11 protein-coding genes and 5 tRNA genes are annotated in these 12,906 nt (G+C 32.6%); 4 read left to right on the top strand and 12 right to left on the bottom strand.

From position 1 onward, the window contains the following. Positions 1-450: 450 nt before the first annotated feature. The 3 genes from B4G36_RS04820 to B4G36_RS04810 all read right to left on the bottom strand — a co-directional run bounded on the left by B4G36_RS04820 (position 451) and on the right by B4G36_RS04810 (position 1,603). Positions 451-521 (bottom strand) — tRNA-Cys (locus B4G36_RS04820). Between the two features lie 52 nt (positions 522-573). Next, positions 574-930 carry a dihydroneopterin aldolase gene (gene folB, locus B4G36_RS04815; protein WP_038334989.1) on the bottom strand — a complete coding sequence of 119 codons (357 nt, stop codon included), beginning with the start codon at positions 928-930 and terminating at the stop codon, positions 574-576. A 70-nt stretch (positions 931-1,000) separates the two neighbouring features. Next, positions 1,001-1,603: a superoxide dismutase gene (locus B4G36_RS04810; RefSeq protein WP_038334988.1), complete on the bottom strand. Its 603-nt coding sequence runs from the start codon at positions 1,601-1,603 to the stop codon at positions 1,001-1,003. 135 nt (positions 1,604-1,738) lie between these two features. On the opposite strand from B4G36_RS04810, the gene B4G36_RS04805 reads away from it, so the two are divergent. Then, a complete protein-coding gene (locus B4G36_RS04805; protein ID WP_291062386.1) occupies positions 1,739-2,944 on the top strand; it encodes a serine hydrolase domain-containing protein in 1,206 nt (401 codons plus the stop codon). After that, positions 2,919-3,626, top strand: a complete 708-nt coding sequence (locus B4G36_RS04800; protein WP_291062384.1) for a 3'-5' exonuclease — start codon at positions 2,919-2,921, stop codon at positions 3,624-3,626. The genes B4G36_RS04805 and B4G36_RS04800 overlap by 26 nt, the downstream gene beginning before the upstream one ends. Positions 3,627-3,677: 51 nt before the next feature. On the opposite strand, the gene B4G36_RS04795 is transcribed toward B4G36_RS04800, so the two are convergent. Beyond that, positions 3,678-5,099 (bottom strand): hemolysin family protein, encoded by a 1,422-nt coding sequence (locus tag B4G36_RS04795; protein WP_180905690.1) that lies wholly within the window; start codon positions 5,097-5,099, stop codon positions 3,678-3,680. Positions 5,100-5,275: 176 nt separating this feature from the next. Between B4G36_RS04795 and B4G36_RS04790 the strand changes: the two genes are divergently transcribed. Continuing rightward, a complete protein-coding gene (locus tag B4G36_RS04790) occupies positions 5,276-7,012 on the top strand; it encodes an ABC transporter ATP-binding protein (protein WP_291062390.1) in 1,737 nt (578 codons plus the stop codon). A gap of 130 nt (positions 7,013-7,142) precedes the next feature. Here the strand turns inward: B4G36_RS04790 and B4G36_RS04785 are convergent. From B4G36_RS04785 to B4G36_RS04765, 5 genes are all read right to left on the bottom strand, one after another. Further along, positions 7,143-7,214, bottom strand: a tRNA-Glu gene (locus B4G36_RS04785). Positions 7,215-7,310: 96 nt separating this feature from the next. After that, positions 7,311-7,382 (bottom strand) — tRNA-Glu (locus B4G36_RS04780). 286 nt (positions 7,383-7,668) lie between these two features. Then, positions 7,669-7,740: transfer RNA gene (locus B4G36_RS04775), tRNA-Glu, on the bottom strand. A 12-nt stretch (positions 7,741-7,752) separates the two neighbouring features. Beyond that, positions 7,753-8,007 (bottom strand): 30S ribosomal protein S20, encoded by a 255-nt coding sequence (gene rpsT / locus B4G36_RS04770; protein ID WP_038334974.1) that lies wholly within the window; start codon positions 8,005-8,007, stop codon positions 7,753-7,755. A 94-nt stretch (positions 8,008-8,101) separates the two neighbouring features. Then, positions 8,102-8,173: transfer RNA gene (locus B4G36_RS04765), tRNA-Glu, on the bottom strand. A 218-nt stretch (positions 8,174-8,391) separates the two neighbouring features. Between B4G36_RS04765 and B4G36_RS04760 the strand changes: the two genes are divergently transcribed. Beyond that, positions 8,392-9,024 carry a C40 family peptidase gene (locus B4G36_RS04760; protein ID WP_291062382.1) on the top strand — a complete coding sequence of 211 codons (633 nt, stop codon included), beginning with the start codon at positions 8,392-8,394 and terminating at the stop codon, positions 9,022-9,024. A 55-nt stretch (positions 9,025-9,079) separates the two neighbouring features. Here B4G36_RS04760 and B4G36_RS04755 read toward each other — a convergent pair whose 3' ends face one another. From B4G36_RS04755 to B4G36_RS04745, 3 genes are read right to left on the bottom strand one after another with little or no spacing between them, the layout of a single operon-like run. After that, a complete protein-coding gene (locus B4G36_RS04755; protein WP_291062381.1) occupies positions 9,080-9,787 on the bottom strand; it encodes a rhomboid family intramembrane serine protease in 708 nt (235 codons plus the stop codon). Beyond that, positions 9,787-12,354, bottom strand: a complete 2,568-nt coding sequence (locus tag B4G36_RS04750; RefSeq protein ID WP_291062380.1) for a DNA gyrase/topoisomerase IV subunit A — start codon at positions 12,352-12,354, stop codon at positions 9,787-9,789. The genes B4G36_RS04755 and B4G36_RS04750 overlap by 1 nt, the downstream gene beginning before the upstream one ends. A 4-nt stretch (positions 12,355-12,358) precedes the next feature. After that, complete coding sequence (locus B4G36_RS04745; RefSeq protein WP_291062379.1) at positions 12,359-12,865, bottom strand: hypothetical protein; 507 nt, start codon at positions 12,863-12,865, stop codon at positions 12,359-12,361. Between the last annotated feature and the right edge of the window lie 41 nt (positions 12,866-12,906).

Below are 12,906 nucleotides of genomic sequence, written 5' to 3'. Positions count from 1 at the left end.
TTTTTCAGGACGTTACAAATTTACCTTATAATTACATTGTAATTTTTACAATTATTTAATTATAAACTTCTTAATCAATTAAATTTATAATCTATATTTGTATCAACTAAAAAATCCTTCTGATGCAATCTAAAAAGATAAGTAAATCAAAGAAAGTTGGATTTGGGTCGAAAACAATCAATTATAAAGACGTCGTTATCGTTTCTATTTTAATTATAATAGCTGCTTTAACCATCTTAATATTTTTGAATTCTTAACGAACAAATCCCTGTATTTATCTTAAAGGAAATCATCTTAGTTTCGCAATATTGCATAAGGTAATAACTACTCACAGGTAGTTAATAGTTGATAGATTTAAAAGCCTTTCGATAACTATTGTGAGGCTTTTTTTGTAGAAAAGTAAATGAATAAAAATAAAAAAAACTCTAATCAATTTGATTAGAGCTTATGAGGTTCCTAGCGGATTCGAACCGCTGTGGACGGTTTTGCAGACCGCTACCTAGCCTCTCGGTCAAGGAACCATTCCCGTTCTTTTGGACTGCAAATATAGCAATAATTTCAGAAAAAAAAAGTTTAATACGATTTTTCTAAAATAACACTCACTTTTTCTACATGCCCACCAATAGGAGGATTCAGCTTTGATAATTTTACTTTTGCATACGTGACATTCGTAAGTTCTTGACCTATACGATCTAACACTCTTTTACAAACATGTTCCAAAAGTTTTGAACGAATACCTACTTCTTCCTTCACAATTTTATTTAACGAAACATAATCCAAAGCATCAACCAATTCATCCGATTCTGTTGCTTTCGTAAAGTCTGCATGCGCTTCCAAATCAACCAAATAATCAGAACCAATGCGCGCTTCTTCATCTAAACATCCGTGATTCGAATATATTTTTATATTTTCTAAAATAATTACTCCCATAGTTCAAAGATAAAAAAAGACTTGCGTATTTCTACACAAGTCTTGTATTGTTTAATTTTTTTAAACCTTATTATTTTGCAGATGCAAATCTTTCCGCAACTTTATCCCAGTTAATTACAGAGAAGAAAGCCTCGATATAATCAGGACGACGGTTTTGGTAATTTAAGTAATAAGCATGTTCCCAAACATCTAATCCTAAAACTGGAAATCCTTGTACATCAGCAACTGGCATCAAAGTAGAATCTTGATTTGGAGTTGATGTTACAACTAATTTACCATCTTTTACGATTAACCAAGCCCATCCAGAACCAAAGCGTGTTGCAGCAGCTTTAGAAAACTCATCTTTGAAAGCTTCAAAAGATCCAAAAGCAGCGTTAATTGCATCAGCAACTTCTGCAGTTGGTTGATTAGCACCACCTGGAGTTAAAATTTCCCAGAATAAATTGTGATTGTAAAAACCACCACCATTGTTACGAACAGCTGGTTTGTCAGTTCCTTTTGCTAAAATTTCTTCGATTGTAGCGTTTGCTAAATCAGTTCCTTCAATAGCAGCATTCAAGTTATTTGTGTACGCAGCATGGTGTTTGTCATGGTGAATTTCCATTGTTTTTGCGTCAATATGAGGTTCTAATGCATCAAATGCATAAGGTAATTTTGCTAATTCAAAAGCCATAATATTTATTTTTTTGATTTAATTTTCTTGTATAAAGATACACAATAACTCAACAAATATGATTCCGAAATGATAGAATTTTAACATTATTTAATAGTAAAAGCTTATTTTAGTAAAAGATTCTAAATTTTTGAAATGAAAATACTTTGGAAAATAATAAAATGGTTCATCATAATCATTTGTGTATTAATCCTAATTCTTTATACAACAGGGAATGACTACATTTTTCGTGGCGTAAAATTAACCTATATGAAAGGTGAAAGCACTGCCAATATCAACGATTACAAAGATTTTGATAACAATGTAATTTTGGCAGGTGCACCGCGAGTTTGGCATCAACATTTAGATTATAATCAATTTCCGTTGTCAGCTAACTTCGAAAAAGAGATGAACGATTTCGGAACTGCTGGATTGGTTATTATAAAAGATAATCAAATTTTGAGCGAATATTATTTTAATGGATATGCGCAAAATGATATTACCAATTCTTTTTCGATGGCGAAAACATTCACGACAATGATGTTGGGAAAAGCGATTGATCAAGGTTATATCAAAGATTTAGATCAAAAAATAACAGATTTCATTCCCGAATTTAAAGATGATAAATTTGGTGCTGAATGTACTGTTGGCGATTTATCTGCGATGACTTCTGGTTATGATTGGGACGAAGATTATTATTTTCCGCTCAATCCTACTGCAAAAGCGTATTACGGTGATGATATCGTTAAACAAATGTTAGATCGAAAATTTGTTTCTCAACCTGGCGGATATTTCAAATATCAATCGAGTGACACGCAATTATTAGGAATTGTGATTGAACGCGCGCTGAAAAATAAATCGTTATCACAATATTTTCAAGAAGAATTTTGGCAACCAATGGGTATGGAATTAGATGCACAATGGTCGAAAGATAATCCGAAAGGAATGGAGAAAACCTATTGTTGCTTCAATGCAACAGCGCGAGATTTTGCCAAACTTGGACAATTATTATTGAATGATGGAAATTGGTACGGAAAACAAATTTTAGATTCAGTATTTGTTCAGAAAATGGTTTTACCAAACAAAAAAGCATTCGGACCAAATGAGTCACAAATTTATGGTTATTCAGTTTGGATGGATTACAATTACAAAACGCCTTTTTATGCAATGTTAGGACATTTGGGACAACGTATCATTGTAATTCCTTCAGAAAAATTAGTTGTTGTTCGAACTGGAAAAACGCATAATGATCAGCCAAATAATCGTCCCATTGCAGATGGCGATGTTTACCGATTGATAGACGAAGCGATGCGAATTAATCAAAAAATGAAAGAAAATGATCCAACGAATTCCATACAGTAAAATATTATTTTTAGACATCGAAACGGTTCCACAAACCGATGATTGGAATCTTTTGTCTGAAAGAACACAAGCGCTTTGGGAAAAGAAAACGGCTTATCAGCGCAATAATAATGAAGTTTCTCCTGAAGAATTTTATCACGAACGCGCTGGAATTATGGCTGAATTCGGTAAAATAGTTTGTATTTCGGTCGGAATTGTTGTTAAAGATTCTTTTATTCACATCAAAAGTTTTTATGGACATGATGAGAAAAAATTGTTAGAAGATTTTAATTCAATGCTAATTGAAAACTTTTTCAAGCCTGATCATATTTTATGTGCGCACAACGGAAAAGAATTCGATTTTCCGTACATCGCTCGCCGAATGATGATTAATCAAATTGAAATTCCAGCTATTTTGCAATTATTTGGTAAAAAACCATGGGAAGTTCAGCATTTAGACACAATGGAGTTATGGAAATTTGGTGATTATAAGAACTTTACATCATTAGATTTATTGGCAAATGTTTTCGAAATTCCAACACCAAAAGATGATATCGATGGTTCGCAAGTTGCGCGAGTTTATTACGATGAAAACAATGTCGAACGCATCAAAGATTATTGTGAAAAAGATGTTGTAACCTTGATTAATGTTTTCAGGAAAATGCGCTACGATAAACCTTTACAACGAAAAGAAGATTTATAAAAAAAAAAAATCCGCTCAATGAGCGGATTTTTTATTCTATATCTTTAATAATTAATTTTCATCATCTTCTGCTGAATCTGGTTCATCGCGGAAGTTTTCAATCAATTCATCTTTCACTTTCAATTGTACTTGTTCAACAGAATTTCGGTACATTTTGATAATTGTTCCTGTATATTCTTCCAAATCAATCAAATCTCCTTCCGTTAATTCTTTATCAGGATAACATTCAGAAATCAATCCAGCCAACGTATCATAGTGTTCACTTTCTTCAAATCTAAACGGCACTAAACGATTAATATCGCTTATCGCATTGTGTGCATTTATATTATAAACACCTTCAGAAACACGAGAAACAATTGGATCTTCGTTATCATATTCGTCTTGAATTTCTCCAACCAATTCCTCCAAAATATCTTCCATCGAAACAATCCCTGCAACTTCACCAACTTCATTTGTTACAATTGCAATTTGCATATGTTTTTTCTGAAATTGTTTCATTACATTTTTAATCAACGCATTTTCTGAAATAAAAATTGGCTCACGCAATAATCCTTCAATTTCAGTTTGATTTGGATTTTCTAACAATTGCTTGATTAAATCTTTTGCGTAAATGACACCTTTTATATTATCAAATTCTTCTTCGTAAACGGGATAACGTGAATAACCTTCGTTAATCGCATAATCTAACGCATCTTTTACAGAAGTATTAATATTAATCGCAGAAACATTTTTTCGTAAAGTTTGAATATTCATCACACGACGATCATCAAACTCAAACACATTTTGAATTAAATTACGCTCAGACTCCTCAATAGCTCCACCTTCAGAACTCTCTGTAATAATCATTTTCAACTCTTCTTCTGTGTGAATTTCACCTCCATGAATAGGATGAATTCCAATCGCACGAAGAATTACATTTGCCAAACCATTCATTAACACAATAAGCGGTTTGAAAACAAAATAAAATGCACGAAGTGGCCAAGCTACTGTAAATGTAGTTTTTGTTGGATACTGAATCGCAATAGATTTCGGTGCTAATTCGCCAAAAACAATGTGCAAAATTGTAATGATAACGAAAGCTGCTGGAAACGCAACATTATGCGCAATCGCTGTCCATGAAGGAGAAGTTAAACCAACTACTTCAAAAAGTTTTACGATTACAGGCGTTAAAGAGCTTTCTCCAACCCAACCAAGACCAAGCGAAGCTAATGTAATACCTAACTGTGTTGCGGCAAGATAAGAATCTAAATGATTAACAATTCGTTTCGCTGCATTTGAAGTTCTTTCATTAATATCTTGATTAACTTCAATTTGTGACGAACGTACTTTTACAATTGCAAACTCGGCTGCAACGAAAAAACCATTTAATAAAACAAGGAAAATTGTAAGCAAAAGTTTTGCTACAGAAATTTCATCGGCGACATTGTGATTAGCGACTAAAAACAATGTCGAAATCTGGGAGTATGTATCCATTCTTCGAATTTAAAAGACTGACTTGTTATAAGTTTTTATAAGTCAGTAAATCAACACATCTAAATTAATAAAAAAAATTAAAAATCACAACGTTTTGATTCGTAGCAAAATTACAAAATTTATAAATACAAAATCTTAGAAATTATTGATTCGAGAAAATGACTAAAAATCACTAAATTTCCACTTCATTTACCAAGCAACAATTTGCCATGCAAAAGCAAGATTTACATTATATTATCGAGGTCAAAAATTTATCGATTTCTTTTGGAGATAAACAAGTTTTGAATAACATCAATTTCAAAGTGGAACAAGGCGATACATTAGGAATTGTTGGAGAATCTGGCTCTGGAAAGTCGTTAACTTCATTGGCAATTATGGGTTTATTGTCTCCTAATGCAATTATTCATCCCAAAAGTGAAATTCTTTTTCGTCAAGATGATAAAATGATAGATTTGCTTAAACTTTCGCCTAAAGAACTGGAAAAAATAAGAGGAAATGAAATCGGAATGATTTTTCAAGAACCAATGACTTCTCTAAATCCAAGTTTACGTTGCGGGGAACAAGTGGAAGAAGCGATTCGTTTGCATCAAAATTTATCGAAAGAAGAAGCTAAAAAGAAAGTTCTTCATCTTTTTGAACAAGTAAAATTACCAAATCCCGAACGTATTTATAAAGCCTATCCGCACGAATTATCTGGCGGACAAAAGCAACGTGTAATGATAGCAATGGCGATTTCTTGCGAGCCGAAATTATTGATTGCTGACGAACCAACAACAGCTTTGGACGTTACGGTGCAAAAAGCGACGTTAGATTTATTGAAAGAATTACAAGAAAAAAATAACATGAGCATGTTGTTTATTTCTCACGATTTGGGTGTAATTGCAAATGTTTGCGAAGAAGTTTTGGTGATGTTTCGTGGTGATGTTGTAGAACAAGGAAATGTTGAAACTATTTTTAATCATCCGAAAGAAAATTATACAAAAGGTCTAATTGCTTGTCGACCTCGATTGGATGAACGCGCAAAACGTTTACCTACGGTGAAAGATTTCTTAGAAAATCCAAATTTCAAAACTGAAATCTATACAGAAGAAGAACGCGAAGCTTTTCACGAAAAAATTTATGCAAATCCTCCAATTTTAGAGGTTAAGAACTTGAAGAAATATTTCTATCCTTCGACTCTATTTGGAAACGCTACAATCCCGAATGTAAAAGCTGTCGATGATATCTCGTTCAAAGTTTATCCAGGTGAAACAATGGGCTTGGTTGGCGAATCGGGTTCTGGAAAAACAACTTTGAGTAGAACGGTTTTGTTATTAGAAAAACCAACTGCCGGCGAAATTTATTATAATGGTATAGATATTACGAAACTAAAAAAAGAGCAAATTCGTAAATTAAGAAGAGAAATTCAGATTATTTTCCAAGATCCATATTCAAGTTTGAACCCTCGCCAAACCATTGCGCAAATTATTACAGAACCAATGCAAGTGCATAAAATTGGTCTGAATAAAGCTGAGCGATTAAAAACGGCTTCATCTCTTTTACAAAAAGTGGGTTTATCAGATCAAGATTTGAACAAATATCCGCACGAATTCTCTGGTGGGCAACGTCAACGTATCGGGATTGCTCGTGCTTTGGCTTTAAATCCTAAATTTATCATTTGTGATGAATCTGTTTCTGCGTTGGATGTTTCTGTTCAGGCGCAAGTCTTGAATTTATTAAATGATTTGAAAACAGAGTTTAGTTTTACCTATATATTTATTTCGCACGATTTGGCGGTTGTAAAATATATGAGTGATCAATTATTGGTCATGCAACACGGAGAAATGAAAGAATTGAACGATGCAGACAAGGTTTATGCGCATCCGACAACAAACTATACCAAAGAATTGATAGAAGCAATTCCAAAGCTATAAAAGGATCTTTTATAAAAGCAAAAAGCGTTTGAAGTTTATTTCCTCAAACGCTTTTTTATTGATCGCAATAAATCAATATAAACTAAACTATTTCAAAATAAAAAAGCATCCAAATCTGAATGCTTTTTAGTAGTCCCTAGGGGAATCGAACCCCTCTTTCTAGAATGAAAATCTAGTGTCCTAACCGATAGACGAAGGGACCTCCTTTCGTATTATTGTGGTGCAAAAATAAACGTTTATTTTTTATTACCAAACAATTTTTGAAAATTTTATACTTTTTTTTAATTAAATCAAATTGTAGTCCCTAGGGGAATCGAACCCCTCTTTCTAGAATGAAAATCTAGTGTCCTAACCGATAGACGAAGGGACCACTTAATATGAATTAATTAATTCGAATATTCTTTATTTTGAATGAACCTCATTTTGTGTTGGGAGTTGTAGAAAAGTCGATGTATAATTCTAATAATTTGAACCAAGTTGAATTATACAGCGACATTTTCATTCCCGATTAATCATCTAAACATTATGATTAACCTTTACAAACAAAACACAAAAAACAATTTCCTTTACACAGTATTCTACTGGTTGTTTAAAAAATCAACAACTATGAACAAGGAAAAAAAAGATTGCATTAATGCAATCCATCTATTAATTTGTAGTCCCTAGGGGAATCGAACCCCTCTTTCTAGAATGAAAATCTAGTGTCCTAACCGATAGACGAAGGGACCACTTTTATTTTATTAAGCTAATCCCGCAATATGTTTCGCTAACTTTGATTTTAAGTTTGAAGCTTTATTCTTGTGAATAATGTTTCTTTTTGCTAACTTATCAATCATTGAAGAAACTTTTGGAAAAACTGTTTCTGCTTCATTTTTATCAGATTCAGATCTTAAAGCTTTAATAGCTGTACGAGCTGATTTGTGATAATATTTATTACGATCGCGTCTTACCGCTGATTGTCTAATTCTTTTTAATGCTGACTTATGATTTGCCATAACTTAAATCTCTTTCTATTTTAGTTCGGCAAAGATATAAACAAATATTTTATCTCGCCAAATTAATTTAATAATTTTCTAAAACACTTTTATGTAGCCCATAGGAGAATCGAACTCCTGTTTCCAGGATGAAAACCTGATGTCCTAACCACTAGACGAATGGGCCGCACGACGGCTTAACCACTTGTTGTGAAAAGCGAGTGCAAATGTAGAACTATTTTTTGAACTTCCAAATTTATTTGAAAGTTTTTTTGAATAGATTTTTGTTAAAAAATGTTAAGGAAGTTAATATTTTGTCAAAACATCTCTTATATATAATGAGTTATATTTTTAACAATTACTTTAGCGGTGCTATTAAAATTTATACAAACGAATACTCAATATATGAAAGCATCGATATTAGGTGTAGCTGCAGTGGTTTGCACGATGTTTATTACATCATGTTCATCTTTAACCCCAGTTAGTGAAGCTACAGAATATTCTTCGAGAAGTTTCGTACCGAAACCAAGAGCTATTGAAGCTCAAGCTAAAATAATCAATAAACATGCCAATTTAGATGTTACACCAATAGAAATTAACGATGAAGCGAAATCTATGGTTGTGTTAAACAGCGTTTTAGAAGAAACGAATGAATTGTTTACAGGATTTTTATTAAAAGAAGCAGAAACGTATATTGGTACACCTTACCGATACGGAGGCACAACAAGAAGTGGTATTGATTGTTCTGCCTTTGTTAGAAACGTTTTCGAGACTTTCAATAAAAATTTACCTCGTGTATCTGCAGATCAGGCAAGAGAAGGTTTTACAGTTAGTACAGACGAAGCAAAAGAAGGAGATTTAGTTTTCTTTGCAACAAGAGGTCGCGGTAGAGTTTCGCACGTAGGAATTGTTCATGGAAGAAATAAAGATGGAGTTTTAGAATTTATTCATTCATCTACTTCTCAAGGTGTTATGGTATCTTCTTTAAATGATAGATATTGGGGACCAAAATTCTTATACGTAAAAAGAATATTATAACATTATCATAAAAAAAGCATCAAGTAATTTTGATGCTTTTTTTTGTCTTATTTTTTTATTTTCGATGTTCTCTCAAAATCATCACAAGCAATACAATTAATGGAACAATCATTCCTAAAATATAATATGTATTGATTTGTAAAATTGTTGGATAAAATAATATTGCAGATAATAATCCCACAATTGCTCCACCTAAATGCGCTGAATGCCCGATGTTCCCTAAATTAGTTTTCATTCCATAAACTGAATATCCTAAATATAAAATTCCGAAAATCCAGGCTGGAATTGGTAAAGCAAAAAATAATCTTAATTCCATTTCAGGAAAAGCTGCAATTGCAGCGAATAAAATCCCTGTGACTCCTCCAGAAGCTCCTACTGCCGAATAAAAAGTTTCTTTCTTGTGAATCAACAAAGACAAAAGATTTCCGCCAATAACCGCTGCAAAAAAAACTAAAAGAAACATTCCGTAACCTACATTTAGTTTAGCATTCGAAAAGTCGCCTAACAAAAATCCTTCTGGACTCGCAAAAAAAGCAATCACAGGATTCGCAAACATATATAATGTAAACATGTTAAAAAACAGATGCATGAAATCAACATGTAAAAATCCTGAACTTAAAATTCTATAGTGTTCCTTATTATATAATATCGATCCAACTTGGAATTTATATTTTTCAAAAAAAGCTAAATCGTTAAAACCTTTCCAACTTACCAAAACATTCAATCCAATAACGACTAATGCCACAATAGAGATGTCTCCCATTATTCTTCTATATTTTCTTCTTCATTATTATCCTCCTCAATCGCATCAAATAGCGTCGGCTGAGGCTCTTCTTCTGACTCCTCCTCTTCTTCTGGTTCTTCGAATGGAAGCGGTTCTAACACATTAATCTGTTTCAACTTGTATGTCGTCAATTGATTTCCTTGCGCTTTAATTCCTTTAACAGTAATAAATTCTTCTAAATTTATCACTTCTGGTTCTTTTTCTAAACCTTTTACTTTCGGGAAAATCAACTCAATAACTGGTAAATAATCTGTCGAAACAACTTTTATTGATGATTTACCATCTTCTAACGTATAAAAAGCTTGTGGAGAAAATGTATCTTCTAAAAGGAAACGTTTCACAAAATAACGATCTTTTTCTGCATCATAATACACGCAAGAAATCGGTTTTGCAGGTTTCCATTTCTCGATAATTTCTAAATCTTCGTCAAAACGATTACTCAAATCAAACGAAACCAATTTTGCTTCACCTTTTTTATTAATCGTTAAAATTTTATCATCACCTTTGAAAGAACCTAATAAAAGTCCCAATCCATCTGCATTAAGACGTTTTGTATCCGTATCAAACCAAATTTGACGAGGTGCTAAAGTCGAAACTCCTTCCTCTTTCAATTCTACTTTTTTGATTGGATATTTCGTCACCAAATTCCCTTTTGATGCACGACCTTTAATCGCTAAATCAGCAAAATTAATATCGAATTTTAATTTTTTGATTCGTTGATGAGTTTTCAAAATAATTGATACAACTTCGGCTTCACCATTTGGATTCGCTGAAAAATACAAAACTTCCGAACCTTTATTACCAGCGGTTAAATCATATTCTTTATCGCGCGTAATTCCCGTTACAGCAAAACGTTTTTGATAAGCCGGACCATTTTTACCATCGCGATAAATCAAGTTATAAATGGTACGTTTATCATTTTTATGCCAAATTCCAACATGAATAATTCCTTTTCCAACAAACGTTTTTGCATCAACTTTTGTCACAATCATCGAACCATCATGTTTGAAAACCACAATATCATCAATATCAGAACACTCGAATAAATACTCGTCTTTTTTCAATGAAGTTCCGATAAAACCTTCGTTTCTATCCACATAAAAACGTGTATTTGCAACGGCAACTTTTGTCGCATCAATCGTATCAAATGTTCTAATTTCTGTTTTACGTTCTTTTCCTTTTCCGTATTTTGTCTTTAGATTTTTGAAATAATCGATCGCATAATCAATCAAATTTGCTAAATGATGTTTTACATTCTCGATTTTATCTTCTAATGATTCAATAAATTGTTGCGCCTTATCTAAATCAAATTTTGAAATACGTTTGATTCGAATTTCTGTTAAACGCGTAATATCTTCTTCCGTAACTGGACGAATTAAATGCGCAATATGTGGTTTCAGCCCTTTATCAATCGCAGAAATTACACCTTCCCATGTTTCTTCTTCTTCGATATCGTGATAAATTCTATTCTCGATAAAAATTCGTTCCAACGAAGAAAAATGCCATTGTTCTTGCAGCTCATCTAACTCAATTTCTAACTCTTTTTTCAACAATTCAACTGTATTGTTTGTATTGTGAATTAAAATTTCAGAAACTGTTAAAAATTCCGGTGTTTGTTCATTAATCACACACGCGTTTGGCGAAATAGAAATCTCGCAATCCGTGAATGCATACAATGCATCAATCGTTTTGTCTGGGCTACTTCCCGGAACAAGATGAATTAAAATCTCAACTTCAGCCGCTGTATTATCTTCAATCTTTTTGATCTTGATTTTGCCTTTATCATTGGCTTTCAAAACCGAATCAATCAAAGATCCCGTTGTTGTTCCGTAAGGAATTTCCGTAATTTTTAACGTTGTTTTATCTTCTTGCAAAATCTTTGCACGAATACGCACTTTACCTCCACGCAATCCATCATTATAGTCAGAAACATCAACCAAACCAGAAGTTAAAAAATCTGGAAAAATTTGAAATTTCTTTCCTTTCAGATGTAAAATTGATGCATCAATTAACTCATTGAAATTATGCGGTAAAATCTTTGTTGACAAACCAACTGCAATTCCTTCTACTCCTTGTGCCAAAAGCAAAGGAAATTTGATTGGAAGATCAATTGGTTCTTTATTACGACCATCATAAGATGGTTGCCATTTTGTAGTTTTTGGATTATAGACAACTTCTAACGCAAATTTAGTCAATCGAGCTTCGATATAACGCGACGCAGCCGCTCGGTCACCAGTGTAGATGTTTCCCCAGTTTCCTTGCATATCGATCAACAATTCTTTTTGACCAATTTGAACCATTGCATCAGAAATCGCCATATCACCATGCGGGTGATATTTCATCGTATTTCCTACAATATTCGCAACTTTGTTATATCGTCCGTCTTCCAACTCGCGCATTGAATGTAAAATTCTACGCTGAACTGGTTTCAAACCATCATAAATAGATGGAATTGCTCGTTCTAAAATTACATAAGAGGCATAGTCAAGAAACCATTCTTGGTACATACCAGAAACCTTCTTGATGCTCTCTTGATTGTCTTGCATCATGTTAAATAGCTACTTCTACATTGTTTTTGACCATACAATTAGACTCCACAATTTTGTCTAATTCAGTCAAAATAATATTAATATTTCGGTTAGAAATGAATGCTAAACGAAATTTGACTTTTGTTAAATTGGTAGGATTCTTTTTACTGTTAATATAAAAGACAACGTTTTTTGAAAGAATTCCTTTCTGAAAATCGTATTTGATCAATTTATACTTCGGTAAATCGATTTTGTTCGTTTTTGAATCTAAGAAGGGTAAAAATCCAACATTCTTCGTTTCAAAAGTTATGGTTTCACCTTTTGTGTCTATCGCAAAAAATTGATTTCCACTTTTATAGCTTACATAAATAAGCAATGCTATAAAAATTGCGACAACATAAGGTGGTATTATGTGATACTTGTAAGGTAAAATACCGGTATACATAATAAGGTTTAGAATGATTAAAATAACGATGGTGAGATTCAGTATTTTGAACAACTGAATAACCTTTTTATTATTTTTCTTCATAATTGATAGGTGTTTTTAGGTTAGGATTGGTTTGGTTTTTA

The sequence above is a fragment of the Empedobacter sp. UBA3239 genome (assembly GCF_002362875.1).
GTDB lineage: Bacteria > Bacteroidota > Bacteroidia > Flavobacteriales > Weeksellaceae > Empedobacter > Empedobacter falsenii_B.
Note: the sequence above shows the minus strand (reverse complement) of the source record. Positions and strands in the feature narration are given on the sequence as shown.